This is a genomic window from Paenarthrobacter sp. 22069, from assembly GCF_052046035.1.
Lineage (GTDB): Bacteria > Actinomycetota > Actinomycetes > Actinomycetales > Micrococcaceae > Arthrobacter.
The window spans coordinates 44,327-62,017 of record NZ_JBQEQF010000003.1 but is presented as its reverse complement, the minus strand read 5'-3'; the positions used below and the strand labels follow the sequence as shown (position 1 = coordinate 62,017).

Below are 17,691 nucleotides of genomic sequence, written 5' to 3'. Positions count from 1 at the left end.
ATCACAGGCTACCCGAGCGCGCACCGCCGCCCGTCGGGCCACGGCGCGGCCTTTAGTGGTTTACTACTGGGGGAAGCCGTTTCAACCGAGGAAAAGCCACACATGACGCAGAGCCAGTCGAGGCCCCGGATTGCGGCCACCTGGCACCCCCCGGCGCAGGAGCGGGAGGGCCTTTGGATCTTGACGCGGCTGCGCGACTTCATCGACGACATCGCCAACACCACCCCGGCCCGGCTGGCCCTGACCGCGTTCGCGGCGGTCTGCACCGTGTTCACCTTCCTGCTGTCCCTCCCGGTCTCCTCTGCCGACGGAACCCCCACGCCCGTCCACCAGGCGCTCTTCACCGCGGTATCGGCGGTGTGCGTAACGGGGCTCACGGTGGTGTCGACGGCGGTCCACTGGTCCTTCTTCGGCCAACTGGTGATCCTGGTGGGCATCTTCATCGGCGGCCTGGGAACGTTGACGCTCGCGTCATTGCTGGCCCTGATGGTGAGCAAGCGGCTTGGTGTCCGCGGCAAGATCATCGCTGCGGAATCCATGAACAACGCCGGCCGCCTGGGCGAGGTGGGTACGCTGCTCCGGATCGTCATCAGCACGTCCGTGGTCATCGAAGGGGTCCTTGCCCTCGCGCTGATACCGCGGTTCCTCGCGCTGGGCGAGCCCTTCTGGCAGTCTGTCTGGCACGGCATCTTCTATGCGATTTCGTCCTTCAACAACGCCGGCTTCACCCCGCACTCGGACGGCATCGTGCCCTACGAGACCGACCTCTGGATCCTTATCCCCCTTATGGTGGGGGTCTTCATGGGCAGCCTGGGGTTCCCTGTGGTGATGGTGCTGCAGCAAAACGGGCTGAACTGGAAGAAGTGGAACCTCCACACCAAGCTCACCATCCAGGTGTCCCTCATCCTGCTGGTGGCGGGAGCTTTCCTGTGGGCCCTGATGGAGTGGGACAACGTCCGGACCATCGGCACGATGAGCGTGGGCGACAAGATCACCCACGCGCTCTTCGCCTCCGTAATGACCCGTTCGGGTGGATTCAACCTGGTGGACCAGAACCAGATGGACTCCACCACCATGCTCCTGACCGACGCCCTGATGTTCGCCGGCGGCGGCTCCGCGTCCACGGCGGGCGGCATCAAGGTGACAACCATCGCCGTGATGTTCCTGGCCATCATCGCCGAGGCCCGCGGCGATGCCGACGTCAAGGTCTACGGCAGGACCATTCCGCAGGGCAGCATGCGGGTGGCCATCTCCGTGATTGTCGCCGGCGCCACCCTGGTGTCAGTGTCGGCCTTCCTGCTGCTGCACATCAGCGGCCAGTCGCTTGACCGGGTCCTTTTCGAGACGATTTCCGCGTTCGCCACCGTGGGACTCAGCACCAACCTGAGTGCGGAAGTCCCGCCCGCCGGCGTCTACGTCCTCACGGTGCTGATGTTCGCGGGCCGTGTGGGTACAGTTACCCTCGCCGCTGCACTGGCCCTGCGCCAGCGCAGCCAGTTGTACCACTACCCCGAAGAGAGGCCGATCATTGGCTAGTTCCACCGACGCCCCCAGGCGCCCCGCCCATAACGCCCCGGTCCTGGTCATCGGGCTGGGCCGCTTCGGATCGTCCACCGCGGAGCAGTTGGTTAAGCAGGGCCGGGAAGTCCTCGCGATCGAACGCGACCGGAGCCTGGTGCAGAAATGGGCTCCGCTGCTGACCCACGTGGTGGAGGCCGACGCCACCAACATCGACGCCCTCCGCCAGCTGGGCGCACAGGAGTTCAGCTCCGCCGTCGTGGGCGTGGGCACCTCCATCGAGTCCTCGGTGCTGATTACCGTCAACCTCGTGGACCTGGGCATTGAACACCTCTGGGTGAAGGCAATCACCCCCTCCCACGGCAAGATCCTCACGCGCATCGGCGCCAACCACGTCATCTACCCCGAGGCCGACGCCGGAGTCCGCGCCGCGCACCTGGTGTCGGGGCGCATGCTGGACTTCATCGAGTTCGACGACGACTTTGCCATCGTGAAGATGTACCCGCCGCGCGAGACGGTGGGGTTCACGCTGGACGAGTCCAAGGTCCGCTCCAAGTACGGCGTCACCATTGTGGGCGTGAAGTCCCCCGGCGAGGACTTCACGTATGCCCGTCCCGAGACCAAGGTTTCCTCGCGGGACATGCTTATCGTCTCCGGCCACGTGGACCTGCTGGAGCGGTTCGCCGCCCGGCCCTGATTATCCCGGAGGGTGGGCGGGTCGAAACCGGGTTTCGACCCGCCCGCCACCGCTAGCCAAGCTGGCGGGTGATCTCCGCTGCGCGGTCGGCTGCAGCCCGGGCGCCGGCGGCAATGATGGCCGGAATGCCCTGCTCGTCAAAGGTGGCGATGGCGCGCTCGGTGGTGCCGTTGGGACTGGTGACCGCCTTCCGCAGCGCGGCGGGATCCGCGCCGGGCTCGGCAAGCATCAGCCCTGCGCCGGCCACCGTTTCGCGCGCCAGCAGCAACGACAACTCCCGGTCGAGGCCCAGCTTCTCCCCTGCCGATGCCATCGCTTCAGCCAGGTAGAAGGCGTAGGCGGGGCCGGACCCGCTGATCGCCGAGAGCGCGTCCACCTGGTCCTCGGGGACCTCGACGACGGTGCCGGCGCCCTGCAGGATGTCCTTGACCTTCCGGAGCTGCTCAGGTGTGCAGTGGGTACCGGGCGAGACGGAGACGACGCCGCGGCCCAGCTTTGCCGGCGTGTTGGGCATGGTCCTGATGACCGGTTGCCCCGCGGGAAGCGCTGCCTCCAGTTGGGCGATCGAGACCGCCGCGGCCACGCTGACCACCACAGTGTCCGGGGAAAGCGCTGGGCCGATTTCGCGCGCCAGGTCCGCGATGCCCACCGGCTTGACGCCGAGGATCACGACGGCGGAGCCCTTGGTGGCCTGCCTGTTGTTATCGGGCTCTTCCTCGCCGGCGATGGCGGTGATGCCGGGGTAACGCTCCGCCAGTTCCTGGGCGCGCGCGGCGCGGCGGACAGTGGCCACCACGTCCGCGGGCTCCGTTCCTGCTTCCAGCAGGCCGCCAAGAATGGCCTCGTTCATGGATCCACAGCCAAGGAATGCGATTCGGTTGCTCATGCCTCCATCATTGCAGTTCGCACGCATTCACAGGCAACTCCAATCTTGGGCGCAGGCAGCACACAACTTGGGGTCCTAACGTAGTTATTACCTCATTGAGGGTGCGAGTGATGCGGCAGGCATGGGGATGTCTGCCAGGGCACCGGCGGCGCGGCGACAGGTTTTCCCCCATTTTCCTGTTGCCCGCCCCGGTGCTTCCGCGTTTAACGCCGGACCTGGACTAGACAGGGGCCTCCACCGCACGGGAAGCGGAGGCCACGTGCGGCGCAGGTTCCAACGGCCCTGAGAAAACCAGCTGGTCCAGCCGCCGGAGGATGAGCCCTTCACGGAGCGCCCATGGGCAGATGCGGAGCTTCTTGAACTTGAACATTTCCAGGGCGGCCTCGGCCACCAGGGCGCCGGCCAGGAGCTGGTGGGCGCGCGCCTCGGAGACACCGGGAAGGTGCAGCCGGTCTTCAGAGCTCATCGCCGAGATCCGTTGGGTCCAGATCCCCAGGTCGGAGGCGTGCAGTTCGCGTTTGACGTAAGGGCCCTCGGCGCTGGGGGCGGCACCGGCGATCCGGGCCAGGGAACGGAACGTCTTGGAGGTACCGGCCACCACGTTCGCGCGGCCCAGGCCGTCGAACTCGCGGACGGCAGGCTTGAGCGTGGCCCGGATGTAGCGCCGGAGCTCCTTCACGCTCTTGGCCGACGGCGGGTCCTCGGCCAGCCAGTCCCGGGTCAGCCGGCTGGCGCCAAGCGGCACGGATGTTGCCACTTCGGGCAGTTCATCCTGGCCGAAAGCCATTTCGAAGGAGCCGCCGCCGATGTCCAGGTTCAGGATGGGACCTGCGCCCCAGCCGTGCCAGCGCCGAACAGCGAAGAAGGTCATGGACGCTTCCTCGCTGCCGGTAAGTTCCTGGAGCGTCACGGTGGTCTCATGCTTGACCCGGGCCAGCACCTCCGGGCCATTGGTGGCCTCGCGGATGGCCGAAGTACAAAAGGCCAGCAGGTCCTCGGCTTTGTGCCGGGCAGCAAATTCCCAGGCCTCCAGCACGAACTCGGTCAGCTCGTGCTGTCCTTCGTCATTGATGCTGCCGTCCGGCTCAAGGTACTGCACCAGGGACAGCGGCCGCTTGTGGGACGCGAACGGAACCGGTTGTGCACCGGGGTGGGCATCCACCAGGAGCAGATGGACGGTGTTGGACCCAATGTCGAGGACGCCTAGACGCATGGGGACATTATTGCTCGTCAGTGCGCTTGAAATCGCGCCGGATGTTGGCCACGCCCTCGGGATTGATCTCGAAGCCGTAGGCGGCACCCGGATTGATCACCATGCCCAGTTCGTCGCCAAGGTTGGCAATGATCGCGGCGCCCTGCGTGCCCAGCACGTTGGGGGCCGCTTCCAGGTACTGCTGGTCCACCCTGCTCGGGTGCGAGAAGACGGCAAGGACGGGGTCGCCGTCGGCGTTGGCGAGGACCAGCGGCTCCACCTGGGAGTCCATGCCCTCCACGGTGTCCGAGCTGATGATGTAGACTTCGCTGTTCAGGAACGACAGAATGACGTCCACGGGGTTCGCATCGGGCTGCCCGCCGGTGGCGAGCTTCTCCTCGAGCTCGTTGAGCGGGTTGCTGTCGTCAATTCCCTGCTGTTCAGTCATGTGACTAGCCGATCACGATCCGGAACCGCATGCAAACGCTACTTCTTGGCCGTTGCCTTCTTCTTGGCGGGTGCCTTGCGGGTGGCGGTCCGCTTGACCGGTCCCTTGGCCCGTTTCTCGGCCAGCAGCTCAACTGCCTGCTCCCGCGTGAGCTCCTCCAGCGAGGTGGCGCGGGGAACCGTGATGTTGGTGATGCCATCGGTGATGTAGGGACCGAACCGGCCCTCCTTCACCACGATGTTCTTCTCCGACACCGGGTCCGGGCCAAACTCGGCCAGCGGCGGCACCGCGGCACGGGCACCGCGCTGCTTGGGCTGGGAGTAGATCTCGAGGGCCTGTTCCAGGGTGATGGTGAAGATTTCCTCTTCCGACCCGATGGAGCGGGAATCGGTCCCCTTCTTCAGGTACGGACCGAACCGGCCGTTCTGCACGGTGATGAGGTTGCCTTCGGCGTCCTCGCCCAGCGCGCGCGGCAGGCTCATGAGCTGCAGCGCCTCGTCCAGGGTGACGGTTTCGACCGTCATGGACTGGAAGAGCGAGCCCGTCCGGGGCTTGGCCTTGACCGGCTTCTTGGGCGGCTTGGGCTTGCCGTTCTTGTAGTACTCCACCGGCTGCCTGGCCAGTTCCTCGTCGGTCATCTCGGGGATGATCTCGGTGACGTAGGCGCCGTAGCGGCCGTTCTTGGCCACCACCGTGTGCCCCGTGTGGGGATCGGCGCCGAGCACCCGTTCCTCCGGCGCAGCCGTCTCCATCAGTTCAACGGCCTTGGCTGCGGTCAGTTCGTCCGGGGCCAGGTCCTCGGGGACGTTGGCGCGGGCCGATTCCACGATCTCCCCGGTCTTCGGGTCCACGACGGCGGCAGAGCTTTCCAGGTACGGACCGAACTTGCCCACCCGGAGGGTGATCTGGTCCGTGATGGGAATCGAGTTGATTTCCCGGGCATCGATCTCGCCCAGGTTGTTGACGATGCTCAGCAGGCCCGGATCGGAGCCTTCACCGAAGTAGAAGTGCCGGAGCCACGATGCGCCGGCTTCCTGGCCGTTGGCGATCTTGTCCAGGTCGCCTTCCATGTCCGCCGTGAACTCGTAGTCCACGTAGTCGGAGAAGTGCTGCTCCAGGAGGCGGATCACGGAGAAAGCGATCCAGCTGGGAACCAGCGCCGAGCCCTGCTTCCGGACGTAGCCGCGGTCCTGGATGGTGGAGATGGTGGAGGCGTAGGTCGACGGGCGTCCGATGCCCTTCTTTTCCAGCTCCGCGGTCAGGGACGCTTCCGTATACCGCGGCGGCGGCGAAGTCTCGTGGCCCAGAGCCTGGATGTCCGACGCCGTGAGGGCGTCGCCCTTGGCCACGTTGGGCAGGCGCCGTGCTTCGTCGGAATCGTCGTCGCCGCGGGTCTCGTCCTTGCCTTCCTCGTACGCTGCGAGGAAGCCGGGGAACGTGATCACCGTGCCGGAGGCGGAAAACTCAGCGTCACGCCCGTCAGTGGACACAGCACCGAGCCGGATGGTCGCTGTCGAGCCCTTGGCATCGCCCATCTGGGAGGCAACGGTGCGCTTCCAGATGAGTTCGTAGAGGCGGAACTCGTCCCCGGAGAGCTGCTTGGCCACCTGGGCGGGGGTGCGGAAGGAGTCACCGGCGGGGCGGATGGCCTCGTGGGCTTCCTGGGCGTTTGCGGCCTTGTTCGTGTACACCCGAGGCGACTGCGGAATGTATTCCGGGCCATACAGTTCAGAGGCCTGCCGGCGGGCTGCGGTGATGGCCTCATCGCTCAGGGCGGAGGAGTCCGTACGCATATAAGTGATGTAGCCGTTTTCATACAGCCGCTGGGCGATCTGCATGGTGCTCTTGGAGGAGAAGCGCAGCTTGCGCCCGGCTTCCTGCTGGAGCGTGGAAGTGGTGAACGGGGCCGCGGGGCGGCGGGTGTACGGCTTGGTGTCCACCGAGCGGACGCGGAACTCGGCGTTCTGCAGCCCGGCAGCCAGGGACGTTGCCAGTTCCTCGTTGAGGTGGGCCACGTTCCGGGAGGTGAGTTCGCCGTTGTCGTTGAAGTCCCGGCCGGACGCCACCTTGGAGCCGTCCACGGCGGCGAGCTTGGCTTTGAAGGAGCCCGAATCCGCGCCGAACTGGCCGGTCAGGTCCCAGTAGGAGGCAGCCCTGAAGGCCATGCGTTCGCGTTCGCGGTCCACCACCATGCGGGTCACCACCGACTGCACGCGCCCGGCGGACAGGCCGCGGGCCACCTTGCGCCACAGCACGGGCGAGATTTCGTAGCCGTAGAGGCGGTCCAGGACGCGGCGGGTTTCCTGGGCGTCCACCAGGTCCTGGTCCACGTCGCGCAGGTTGCCCATGGCGCGCTGGATGGCTTCCTTGGTGATTTCACCGAACGTCATCCGGTAGACCGGGACCTTGGGCTTGAGCACTTCCAGCAGGTGCCACGCGATGGCTTCGCCCTCGCGGTCCCCATCGGTTGCGAGATAGAGTTCGTCGGCATCCTTGAGCGCGGCCTTGAGCTCGGTGACCTTTTTCTTCTTGTCCGGGGACACCACGTAGTAGGGCTTGAAGTCGTGCTCAATGTCGACGGCGAACTTGCCGACGGAGGATTTCTTCAGCTCGGCGGGGAGTTCGGAGGGCTGCGGCAGGTCGCGGATGTGACCGATGGAGGCCTCAACGATGAAGCCCTCGCCCAGGTACTTGGCGATGGTCTTGCTCTTGGCCGGAGACTCCACAATCACGAGTTTCTTGCCGGTTTTGGCCTTGCTTGGCACGGTGCTCCTACAGAAAAAGGTTGCTGGGGCAGATGAGCCCATGTTCGCCTAGTTCACCATATTTTGGGGAATCGTGCGCATTCATGTGGAAAAGACGGGGCTCCGTTGAGGGCTTGAGGGGGCCTACTCCAGGGCCGGATTCCCGGCCGGAAGCAGGAAGCCGTCCCGGATCAGGTTGGCCACGTCGGCGAGCAGCGCACCCTGGAAAGTCCCGGCGTCGAACCCCTCCCCGCCGCCCAGGAGTGCTTCCAGAGCCCCGGCGATCTGTCCGGCCGCCAGGTCGCCGTCGCACGCCGACACGAAGCCGGCCAGCTCGGTGCTCATCAGGTTGGTGCGGCGCAGCCCGGCACCCTGCCGGAGCAGGATCACCCCCGGGTGCTCGGCCCCGGGGCGCTGGTGGCGTTCCTCGGTGACGTCGTCGGCCACGAGCAAGTGCGTGCCGGCAAGATCGTGCAGGTCCAGCCAATCGCTCCGGTCGACGGCGGCCCCCAGGTGGGGTCCGATGGGCTGCCCGATGGGGTACGTGATTTCCTCGAAGCGGCTGATGGAAGCCTGCCGCCCTTCGGCCGGACGCCGCAGCCACACCATGCCGAAGCCGATTCCCTCAACGTTCCGGGATTCGAAGTCCGCAAGATAGGCGGCGTACGCCTCCCGGTAATGCTGCCGGTCCCGGGACTCGGACGCGTCCTGCAGCCAGGTTTCGGCGTATTGTTCGGGGCTGACCTGCTCGCGCTGGATGAACCAGGCGTCCGTTCCAGGCCGCACCCAGGACTTTGGCCGCTCATCCCAGCTGCTGTCGGCGGGAACTTCCCAGTTCCCCAGCATCTGCGCCCAGCCCCCGGGCGCCAGGATGCCGGGCAGGTCTGCCACCAGGGCGGACACAATCCCATCGCCCGGCAGGCCGCCGTCACGGTAGGTGAATTGGTCAGCCGCGTCCTCGCCGGCGCTGCGCGGGGTGATGACGAACGGCGGGTTGGACACCACCAGGCCGAACTCTTCCCCGGCCACCGGCTGCAGGAGCGACCCCAGACGGAGGCTGACCCGGTCTTCGAGGCGCTCCGGGTCGACGGACAGCGCGTCCGCATTGAGCAGGATGTTGAACCTCGTGTACGCCAGGGCGCGCGCGGAGATGTCGGTGGCGGTCACGTGCTGGCAGTGGTGCAGCAGGTGGAAGGCCTGGATGCCGCAGCCGGTGCCCAGGTCCAGCGCGCGCTCGGTGTGCCGGCGGATGGTGGTCTGCACCAGGGTTGTGGATGCCTGCCCGATGCCAAGGACGTGGTCGTGCCGCAGCACACCGGCCTGCTGGTGGGCGGCAAGGTCGCTGGCCACCCACAGTTCGGCACCGCCGCTGCCGTCCTCATTCTTGTCCCAGCCGTACGGCCGCAGGTCCGCCTTGGCCGTGAGCAGGTCCGAGCCGGGGACGGGCTGCACCAGCCCCAGGTCCACGAGGCCCTTCGCGCCGGTGCCCGGCAGCGCGTCGTCGAGCGTTGCCCGGTCCTGGGGCTCGGCCAGGAGCCACAAGCGGACGACGGCGGCAAGCGGCGCGGCGCCGTCGTCCTCCGCGACTGCCCGCTCGGCAGCGAGCAGCGCGGGAATGATCTGGTCCCGGTTCAGTGCCGCGGAGGCCGTGGGGCCCAGCAGCCGGGCGACGCCGTCGAGCGTGTAGTCCAGGCGGTGCAGGTCTGCAGCGAGGGCGGCCAGCAGGTCCGGGAGGTCGCTGCGGGGCGCATCGGGGGTGTTGCCGGCGGTGAACTCGTAAGGGGATCTAGGCACCGCCCAAGTTTAGTCCGGCGTTGCCGCGGGGGTACGGTGGAGCCATGCCTTCCCGCCTTGCCTTCATTCCGCGTGCCCGCCGGGCAGCAGCTGCGGCGCGCCGCCTGCTGCCGGCGGCAGTTGTTGCCGCGGGCCTCAGCTTCGCCCTGGCGGGTTGCTCGCCGGCGACTTCCGTGGAAAACGCCGACGTCCCCAAATGGCGGGCCACGGCCCTACCCACGACACCTCCGGGTGTTGTGCTCCAGGACTCCGGCAAGATCCTCAACCGGGACCGCATCGTGCAGGAAGCCGCCAGGGTGCCTGCCGGCAACTACCTGCTCACGGCGGTGTGCGATGGCACCGGCAAGGCCTTCTTCGCCGTGACACTGGACGGCAAGCCGGTGACGGAAGCAGGGGCAGCCTGCAACGGCCGGCGGGAGACCACCAAGGTCAGCCTGCCCGCGGCCGGTCGGGTGGAAATCAGCAGCTCCAGCGTGGATGCTCCGCTGCTTTACGCCTACCAGCTGGCGCCGGTGCAGTAACCGTCTTCCGGCTCTGGTCCGCAGCTCCTTGCGGGCATAAAGTCTGACTATGCCCAGCGTGCGGGGAACCCCCGCGCCACTTTCCCGAAGGACAGCACGGGCGCCCCTGGCACCGAAGCCGGCGGGCGCCGTCGCCCTTGGGCTGGTGCTTGCGGCAGGTGCGCTGGCCGGCTGTGAATATACGTACGACGACGGCCGGGCGGCCGACGCGCAAAGCACCGCAACCGTGGCCCCGGTTCCAGCCTCGACCCGGGACCCGTTGCAACAGGACCCGGTCAGCGCCGCCGATCTGCCCGACTGGGTCTTCCAGGCGCTCCCGGACGGCACGGGCCCGGTAGTCCAGGCCGATGCCGGGATCCTGGGCGACGGGGAAGTGCAGACCATTTTGTCGCCAGTACTGGAGACCGGAACCTACAGCCTGGCCATCGCCTGCCGGAGCCAGCGCAGGGTCACCTTCACGGTGCGCACCGAGACCCTCACCCTGATGGACCTGGCCCTGAGATGCGGAATCAACCGCGAAAACGTCATCTACCTGTCCACGGACAGCGTCCTGATGGTCAGGCTGGAGGCCAGGACCCCAGCCAACTTCGCGTTCCGGGTGCGCCGGCTCTGAGGATCATCAGCAGGCCGGATCGCGGGCCGGGCCCAGACCTGGGCCCGGGCCCGGGCGGGTGTTGCCTGCGGGGTGTCTTTCCGGGAATCCGCCTGGCGTCAGGCCGCCGCGCAGCCGCCGGGGCACTGGAGTGTCTCGGGGCTTGCGGCGCACTCGGCGCAGTACAGCGTCAGCGTGCGGCAGCTGGGGTTGGAGCAGTTCTCGAACTTGTGGGTGGGCGCCGAGCAGCGCACGCACTGGCCAATGGTCTTGGCCTCGTCGCTGAACTCCAGGTGCATGCGTTTGTCGAAGACGTAGAGCGACCCTTCCCAGAGTCCTTGGTCCTTGAACGTTTCGCCGTACCGGACGATGCCGCCGTCCAGCTGGTAGACCTCTTTAAAGCCGCGGTTCACCATGAGGCTGGAGAGGACCTCACAGCGGATGCCGCCGGTGCAGTAGGTGACCACCGGTTTGTCTTTCAGGGCGTCGTACTTGCCGGAGTCCAGTTCCTTGATGAAGTCGTGGGTGGTGGCCACGTCCGGGACAACCGCGTCCTTGAACCGGCCGATTTGGGCTTCGAAGGCATTCCTGCCGTCGAAGAACACGACCTCCCCGCCGTCCCGCTTCCGGGCGTCCACCAGTTGGTGCAGTTCCTCGGGCTTGAGGTGCTTTCCGCCGCCCACCACGCCGTTGGCATCGACCTTGAGTTCGCCGGGGGCTCCGAAGGAAACAATCTCGTCCCGCACCTTCACGCTGAGCCGGGGGAAGTCCTCCGCACCGCCGTCGGACCATTTGACGTCGATGCCGCGGAACCCTGGGTACTCGCGGGTGGTCTTGACATACTGCTTAACGGCGCCGATTTCCCCGCCCACCGTGGCGTTGATCCCGTCCTTGGAGATGATGATGCGGCCGGTCAGACCCAGCTTCTCGCACAGGGCACGCTGCCAAAGCCGCACCGCGTCCGGATCCGCGATGGGGGTAAAGCCGTAAAAGAGAACAATCTTGTTTAAAGCCACGTATTTAAGGGTACCGGCTGGGGTGCCGGACGGATTCTGCCGCTGCCTTCGGGCGGCTGGTGCTGATCACAATTGCATAAGCTCTTCGCCACCCCCTGTTGCTGGCGACCCGGCTGGAATAATCTCTTGCCATGAGTCCGGAAACCGTGGTTGAAGACATCACTGGCCTGCTTGAAGTGTGGGTTGCGGGCTGGTCCGGATGTCGCGGCTACCGGACCTCCTCCGAAGGCCGCTTTCCAGCCGCGCTCCGGGCTGACACCAGCGGGGAGTGGGAAGTCTTTGCCTCCGAACCCACTGATGACGAATTCGCCGCGCTGGCCGGCAGGACGGCGGAGGCCCCGGCCCGGGTCCTGACCATCCTCACCAACGACCCCTCCCGGTATGCGGCGATGGCAGGCCGGCAGGGCCTGAATGTCACCTCCGATTCGCAGGCGATGATGATCGTTGACATGGAAACCCAGGACGCGGAGGACCCGTGGCTTTCCGATGACGACCTGAGCCTTTCCACGTACGAACAGGACGGCGTCTATTACGCCGAAGTCCGTTCGCGGGACGGGGTCGCGGCGAGCGGCCAGGCCTTTGTGGTGGGCGATACCGCCGTCTTCGACAAGATCATCACCCAGCCGGCATTCCAGCGCAGGGGCCTGGGGAGCCTGATCATGCGGGCATTGGCGGCCCAGGCGTCCGGCCGCGGCATCCGGACCGGCCTTCTGCTGGCGTCCGTGGACGGGCAGAAGCTGTATTCGCATCTCGGCTGGTCCGTCGTGGCCCGGGTCCTGATGCTTTCCGCATCGCATGACGGATCGGACCTATCCCTGAGCTGACGCAGCCTCGCAGGCGGAGCCGGAGTCCCGGGTTTCCCGTGGGCGAACTGTGGGCTGCCGCGGCGCATCGGATGAAAGAATGGTGGGGTGAACCCCCATGACTCGCTGATTCCCCTGCTGGGCCGCGGCCCGGAACCGGAGCAGCTCCGTCATGTCCGCACCATCCCGGCACGCGATGCGGTCCACGCGCCGTGGCCGGCATGGGTGCATCCGGATATCGCCGAGGCCTACGCGTCCCTGGGCATCCGCGAGCCCTACCGGCACCAGGTGGACGCCGCCGACGCAGCCCACTCCGGTGAGCACGTTGTGGTGGCCACCGGGACTGCCTCCGGAAAGTCGCTGGCCTACCAGCTGCCGGCACTGGACGCGATCCACCGTTCCGAACTCCGCGTGCTGGCGGACCCGGGAAAGATCCACGACGACGGCGCCGTCACCTTGTACCTCTCCCCCACCAAAGCGCTGGCCGCCGACCAGTTGAATGCCATCCGCGCCCTGCGGCTGCCTACGGTACGGGCGGAAACGTACGACGGCGACACGGATCCCGCCGCCCGCCGGTGGATCAGGGACCACGCCAACTTCATCCTGGCCAACCCCGACATGCTCCACTTCGGCATCCTTCCCAACCATGCCTGGTGGGCCGGCTTCTTCCGCCGGCTGCGCTACGTCATCGTGGACGAGGCCCACAGCTACCGGGGCGTGTTCGGATCACATGTGGCCAACCTGATGCGCCGGCTTCGCCGGATCTGCGCCTACTACGGGGCCGGAACCGCCTTCCCCGAACCGGTTTTCATTGCCGCATCCGCCACCGCGTCCGAGCCCGACGTATCGTTCTCCCGCCTTATCGGCGCCCCCGTGAAGGCAGTGTCCCAGGATTGTTCGCCCCATGGGGCCACGACGGTGGCGTTGTGGGAGCCGGCCCTGACGGAAGTCCGGGGCGAGAACGGGGCCAAGGAGCGGCGGACCGCCGTCGCCGAAACCTCCGACCTGCTCGCCAACCTGGTTTCCGCCCGGATCCGGACCATTGCCTTCATCAAGTCCCGCCGCGGCGCCGAGACCATCTCCGCCATCACCAAGCGGCTCCTTGACGAGGTGGACCCCAGCCTCCCGCAGCGGGTGGCCGCCTACCGCTCCGGATACTTGCCGGAAGAGCGGCGCGCGGTGGAGAAAGCACTGCGGTCCGGCCAGCTGCTGGGGGTCTCCAGCACCTCAGCTCTGGAACTGGGAATCGACATTTCCGGCCTGGACGCGGTCCTGGTGGCCGGGTGGCCGGGAACGCGGGCCTCCCTGTTCCAGCAGATCGGCAGGGCCGGCCGGGCCGGACAGGATGCCATAGCCGCGTTCGTAGCCAGTGACGATCCGCTGGACACGTTCCTGGTAAACCACCCCGAAGCTATCTTCGACGTGTCCGTTGAAGCCACCGTCTTCGACCCGTCCAACCCCTACGTCCTGGGACCGCACCTGTGCGCTGCCGCAGCGGAACTTCCGCTGGACCCGGCAGAGCTTGACCTGTTCGGCCCCACCGCCGAAATGCTCCTGGACCGGCTGGTGGCCCAGGGATACCTGAGGCGGCGCCCTGCCGGCTGGTTCTGGACCCATTCGCAGAGCGCCGCGGCCATGGTCAACCTGCGGGCCGACGGGGGAGGCCCGGTCAGCATCGTCGACGCCGAAACAGGCTCCCTGCTGGGGACCATGGACTCGCCGCAGACCCACTACCAGGCCCACACCGGCGCCGTCTATGTGCACCAGGGAGATACCTACGTGGTGGAGGACCTGAACGAAGACGACCACTGCGTCATGGTGCGACGGGCGAACCCTGACTACTACACCACCGCGCGTGATGTGACCCAGATCGAGGTGCTGGACACCCTCCGGAGCATGCAATGGGGTGACATCACCGTGCATTTCGGTGATGTGAAAGTTACTACACAGGTCGTCTCCTTCCAGCGCAAGGCCTTGATTTCCAATGAAGTCCTGGGCGAAGAGCCGCTGGAACTGGGGGCGCGTGAGCTCTTCACGAAGGCGGTGTGGTTCGTGGTGGACAACCGCTCGCTCACGGGGGCAGGACTGATTGAGGCCCAGTTCCCGGGGGCCCTGCATGCCGCCGAGCACGCGGCGATCGGACTCCTACCGCTCGTTGCCTCCAGCGACCGCTGGGACATCGGCGGGGTCTCCACCGCGTTGCACGCCGACACCGGGGTGCCCACCATCTTCGTATATGACGGACACCCCGGCGGGGCCGGGTTCGCCGAGCGGGGTTTCGACAAGGCCAAGGTGTGGCTCGCGGCGACCCGCGACGCCATTAAGGCCTGCGAGTGCGAGTCCGGCTGCCCGTCCTGCGTCCAGTCCCCGAAGTGCGGCAACAAGAACAACCCGCTGGACAAGGCCGCCGCGGTGACGCTGCTGGAGGTTCTGCTCAAGGACGCGACCGAGGCCTCCGGAGTGGAAGTGGAAGCACGCGGCTGATCACCCGTTGCTGTGTCCCGGCAGGAAACCGGCCACGGTACTTGTCACCCCTGGACACGGACGGGCTTTCCTACGGCGGTGGACCCGCCCGGGCATGCCCGGTTGCTGCGCCCAGCAGGGGGTTCCCGCCAAGCTCGGTCCGCACCTCGACGGTCTGGCCCGGGCCTTCAGAGCAGCTGGCCAGAGTGGCGCCGTGGCGGGCCGCGACCTCGGCGGCCACCATGCAGGGATCACCGTTCGTAATGCCCCGTAGCGTGTCTGCTGCAGCAAGGGCGGCAAGGTCAGCAGCCGCAGCCGCCCTGCTCGCCAGGACTGCTGACTGGGCAAGCAACAGCATGACGCCCATGGCCATCATGACGACGAGTGCCAGCGCCGCGGCCAGGACGGTCCCCGAACCACGCTCACGACCACCCACCCGGTCCACGCAGCAATGATCCTCGACGCAGCCTACCCAGCCGGCATTCCCCTTCATCCGGTACTCCTGCCGTCCGCCCCTCCGAGGCCGGGGCCTGTTCCGCTCGCGGCTCCGGTTCCGGCCGTCTCGCTGCGTGTCGAGGCGCGTGCAGTGAGTATCCAGGGGATGGAGGAGCCCAGCGGCCCGGGCACGTGGTCTGTGACTGTGACGGTGAACCATTCGCCATCGGCAGCAACGGAGGCGGCAGCAGAACCGCCGGCGAGCACCCTGACCGTCCGCTCCACCGCGGCCGGATCATCGCCCCGGGCGAGTGCTCTGGCACCGGCACGGGCTCCCTCCTCGATGCGGAGCTGGGTCATCCCGGCCGCGGCACCTGCCAGAAGCATGGCCAGGAGCGCCAGCACTGCGGGCAGTGCCACCGCAAACTCCGCGGTCACTGTGCCGCGGGCATTGGCAGGCCCCTGCTGTCCCCGGTTCGGGGTGTTGCGGGCCATGCACCCTGCGGCAGCCGCCCGCATCCCCAACCCACGCCGTCCCCGCGGGCTCCAGGCCGAGTTAGGGAGGACCTGGGACTTCGGGCGCCGGTCAGGGAGCCTCCGCCCGCACTGCGCGGGAGGCGAAAGGGTCACGGCAGGGCCAGGGCGGTTCGGATGAGGTTGAGCAGGAAGCCGCGTACCTCATCGCTGCGGAGGATGAACACCAGCAGCCCGGCGAATCCGACGGCGGCAAGAGTGGCGATGGCGTACTCCGCCGTGGCCATGCCGGCCTCCGATGCCCGAAGCCGTGGGCTGCGCCGAGCCTTTGGAGTAACGCTGGATCCCGGGAACAGCTCCACCACATTGCCCGGAGGCGTGGCCGACGCACCCTGGACCGCCGTGTTGATCGTGGAGGCGTTGACGGCGGAGGCGTTGTCAGTGGGACGTGGAGGCATGGCAGGCATTCCCGTCCTTCGCAGGCGGCCATCCCCTTCCCCTCGCCTGGGCCGGGATACGGCGAGCGCGGATGTTCCCGCGGAGTAGTGGCGGCGGTAGCGGTTGCTGGACATGTGGTTCCTTTCGATGGTCGGCCGGGAGGGTTCCCGGCTGCCTTGACTCTTCCCGGCTGCGCTGGAACCGGTAAGGGAGGTGGTGCGCTAAGTGGAAAAGCACGGTTGCTCTCCCGCTGTGGAGGAGGGGATGACGCCGGTCGTGGGGTGGATTGATGGCGCACGAAAACGGAGCACACGCCAGGAACCAGTGCGGAGGAAGCCCGGAATGCTAGGACCCGGACGGCACCAGGGCGAGCAGCACCGGGACGACGCCAAGGCAAATAAAGGCCGGGAGCGAGCACAGGCCCAGCGGCACCACCAACTTCACGCCGAGCGATGCGGCCCGCTTTTCCGCAGCGCGGAACCGCTCACGACGCAGCCGTGCGGCCTGGGCGTAGAGGATCGCGGACGAGGGCGCGCCCGTGAGCGCGGCGAAGCCCAGGGCATCACGAAGCTCCAGGACCCCGGGGAGGCGTACGGCGGAGCTGCGCCAGGCCGTATCCCAGTCGGCGCCGATGGCCAGCGCGGATGCCACTGGCCGGAGGGAGTCCCTGTACTGGGGTGCCGCCGAAGCAGCCACCAGTTCCAGGGAACGTCCTATCCCGGCTCCGGCATCCAGCATCGCGGCCACCAGTTCGAGCATCATGGCGGTATCTTTCAGGCCGCTCCCGGGTTCCGTTACCGGCCCCGTCGCTGCGGCCTGCCTTCCCGGCGGCGCTCCACTGGTGAGGTGGCGCAGCCGCCGGCGCGATGCGTCGTGCCCGGGGCAGGCCAGCCAGGCGCCGGCCGCCAGGAGCAGGAACAGCGCAATACCGGAAGGCCAGAACGGCGTCATGCCGCTCCTGTCCCTGCGGCTGCCGCCACCAGCCGCGCGGACCAGGCCCTCCCGGCGGCGGTGAGGACCACACCTGCAAACAACGCAGCCAGTCCGATAGGTGTCCCCAGGAGGGTGGCCAGAGGATCGACGCCCAGGGCAGCGCCAAGGCCCAGGCCCATCAGTGGAAGCCAGGTCAGGAGGCGCACTGTCGCCCTGGGCCCGGCAAGGGCGGTTTGCCGGGCCGCATCCGCGTCGTCTTCCGCTTCCAGCTGCGCCGCGAACCTGGTGAGCACGTCGGCAAGCGGACATCCGCTGGCTTCAGCGATGTCGAAGCAGGCAGCGAGTTCGGACCAGGTCCTGGCTTCCCTGTCCCTTCGCGGGAAAGCCGCAGCTACGGCCACCCGAATTGCCGCGGCTACGGGATCCCCTGTTGCCGCAGCCGCACGGGCGGAGCCCAGCACGGCAGTTGAACCTTCTGACAGCACCTGCCTTGACGGAAGTCCATTCGGTGGCAGCTGTCCACCAGCCGGCGCGGCGCCATAGACCGTCCAGAGCTCGTCCCACAGCCGCCCGGCCGTCCGTCCGCCCCTGAGCAATGCCGCCAACTGCTGCACCACCAGGGTCAGGTTTGTTCCCAGCATCACTGCCGTCCTGCCGGCGCCCCGTCCCCATGGCAGTATCCGGCGCCTCATGGAACCTGGCACTCGTCGGCTTTTGCCTGTGGTGGCCGACCGCAG

17 protein-coding genes are annotated in these 17,691 nt (G+C 67.3%); 6 read left to right on the top strand and 11 right to left on the bottom strand.

Going from position 1 to position 17,691, the window contains the following annotated elements:
• Window positions 1-102 precede the first annotated feature (102 nt).
• Entirely contained in the window at window positions 103-1,536 is a 1,434-nt protein-coding gene (locus tag ACTJK0_RS03080; protein WP_440744182.1) for a TrkH family potassium uptake protein, read from the top strand.
• Complete coding sequence (locus ACTJK0_RS03075) at window positions 1,529-2,215, top strand: potassium channel family protein (protein ID WP_043452434.1); 687 nt, start codon at window positions 1,529-1,531, stop codon at window positions 2,213-2,215. Before ACTJK0_RS03080 ends, ACTJK0_RS03075 begins: the two co-directional genes overlap by 8 nt.
• Window positions 2,216-2,267: 52 nt before the next feature.
• Here the strand turns inward: ACTJK0_RS03075 and proC are convergent, their stop codons facing one another.
• The 5 genes from proC to ACTJK0_RS03050 all read right to left on the bottom strand — a co-directional run bounded on the left by proC (window position 2,268) and on the right by ACTJK0_RS03050 (window position 9,279).
• On the bottom strand, window positions 2,268-3,101 hold the full coding sequence (proC, locus tag ACTJK0_RS03070) for a pyrroline-5-carboxylate reductase (protein ID WP_440744181.1): 834 nt from the start codon (window positions 3,099-3,101) through the stop codon (window positions 2,268-2,270).
• A 220-nt stretch (window positions 3,102-3,321) separates the two neighbouring features.
• The gene (locus tag ACTJK0_RS03065; protein WP_440744180.1) at window positions 3,322-4,314 is read right to left on the bottom strand and encodes a Ppx/GppA phosphatase family protein; all 993 of its coding nucleotides are present in this window, start codon (window positions 4,312-4,314) and stop codon (window positions 3,322-3,324) included.
• Window positions 4,315-4,321: 7 nt separating this feature from the next.
• On the bottom strand, window positions 4,322-4,741 hold the full coding sequence (locus tag ACTJK0_RS03060; protein WP_110541693.1) for an SseB family protein: 420 nt from the start codon (window positions 4,739-4,741) through the stop codon (window positions 4,322-4,324).
• A gap of 38 nt (window positions 4,742-4,779) precedes the next feature.
• Window positions 4,780-7,506, bottom strand: a complete 2,727-nt coding sequence (topA, locus tag ACTJK0_RS03055; protein ID WP_440744179.1) for a type I DNA topoisomerase — start codon at window positions 7,504-7,506, stop codon at window positions 4,780-4,782.
• Window positions 7,507-7,629: 123 nt separating this feature from the next.
• A complete protein-coding gene (locus ACTJK0_RS03050; RefSeq protein ID WP_440744178.1) occupies window positions 7,630-9,279 on the bottom strand; it encodes a DUF7059 domain-containing protein in 1,650 nt (549 codons plus the stop codon).
• Between the two features lie 44 nt (window positions 9,280-9,323).
• Between ACTJK0_RS03050 and ACTJK0_RS03045 the strand changes: the two genes are divergently transcribed.
• The gene (locus ACTJK0_RS03045) at window positions 9,324-9,800 is read left to right on the top strand and encodes a hypothetical protein (protein WP_440744177.1); all 477 of its coding nucleotides are present in this window, start codon (window positions 9,324-9,326) and stop codon (window positions 9,798-9,800) included.
• A gap of 49 nt (window positions 9,801-9,849) precedes the next feature.
• A complete protein-coding gene (locus tag ACTJK0_RS03040) occupies window positions 9,850-10,413 on the top strand; it encodes a hypothetical protein (RefSeq protein WP_440744176.1) in 564 nt (187 codons plus the stop codon).
• 98 nt (window positions 10,414-10,511) lie between these two features.
• Here ACTJK0_RS03040 and trhO read toward each other — a convergent pair whose 3' ends face one another.
• Window positions 10,512-11,408, bottom strand: a complete 897-nt coding sequence (gene trhO, locus ACTJK0_RS03035) for an oxygen-dependent tRNA uridine(34) hydroxylase TrhO (protein WP_440744175.1) — start codon at window positions 11,406-11,408, stop codon at window positions 10,512-10,514.
• Between the two features lie 131 nt (window positions 11,409-11,539).
• Here trhO and ACTJK0_RS03030 point away from each other — a divergent pair, with 131 nt between their 5' ends.
• A complete protein-coding gene (locus tag ACTJK0_RS03030) occupies window positions 11,540-12,232 on the top strand; it encodes a GNAT family N-acetyltransferase (protein WP_440744174.1) in 693 nt (230 codons plus the stop codon).
• An 87-nt stretch (window positions 12,233-12,319) separates the two neighbouring features.
• Window positions 12,320-14,695, top strand: coding sequence for a DEAD/DEAH box helicase (locus ACTJK0_RS03025; protein WP_440744173.1), 2,376 nt, complete (start codon window positions 12,320-12,322; stop codon window positions 14,693-14,695).
• A 70-nt stretch (window positions 14,696-14,765) separates the two neighbouring features.
• Here the strand turns inward: ACTJK0_RS03025 and ACTJK0_RS03020 are convergent, their stop codons facing one another.
• From ACTJK0_RS03020 to ACTJK0_RS03000, 5 genes are all read right to left on the bottom strand, one after another.
• Window positions 14,766-15,167, bottom strand: a complete 402-nt coding sequence (locus tag ACTJK0_RS03020; RefSeq protein WP_440744172.1) for an Rv3654c family TadE-like protein — start codon at window positions 15,165-15,167, stop codon at window positions 14,766-14,768.
• Window positions 15,164-15,604 carry a TadE family type IV pilus minor pilin gene (locus tag ACTJK0_RS03015; RefSeq protein WP_440744171.1) on the bottom strand — a complete coding sequence of 147 codons (441 nt, stop codon included), beginning with the start codon at window positions 15,602-15,604 and terminating at the stop codon, window positions 15,164-15,166. The genes ACTJK0_RS03020 and ACTJK0_RS03015 overlap by 4 nt, the downstream gene beginning before the upstream one ends.
• Before the next feature lie 131 nt (window positions 15,605-15,735).
• Entirely contained in the window at window positions 15,736-16,155 is a 420-nt protein-coding gene (locus ACTJK0_RS03010) for a DUF4244 domain-containing protein (protein WP_440744170.1), read from the bottom strand.
• Between the two features lie 211 nt (window positions 16,156-16,366).
• Complete coding sequence (locus ACTJK0_RS03005; RefSeq protein ID WP_440744169.1) at window positions 16,367-16,972, bottom strand: type II secretion system F family protein; 606 nt, start codon at window positions 16,970-16,972, stop codon at window positions 16,367-16,369.
• Window positions 16,969-17,595, bottom strand: coding sequence for a type II secretion system F family protein (locus ACTJK0_RS03000; RefSeq protein ID WP_440744168.1), 627 nt, complete (start codon window positions 17,593-17,595; stop codon window positions 16,969-16,971). The genes ACTJK0_RS03005 and ACTJK0_RS03000 overlap by 4 nt, the downstream gene beginning before the upstream one ends.
• Window positions 17,596-17,691: the final 96 nt, after the last annotated feature.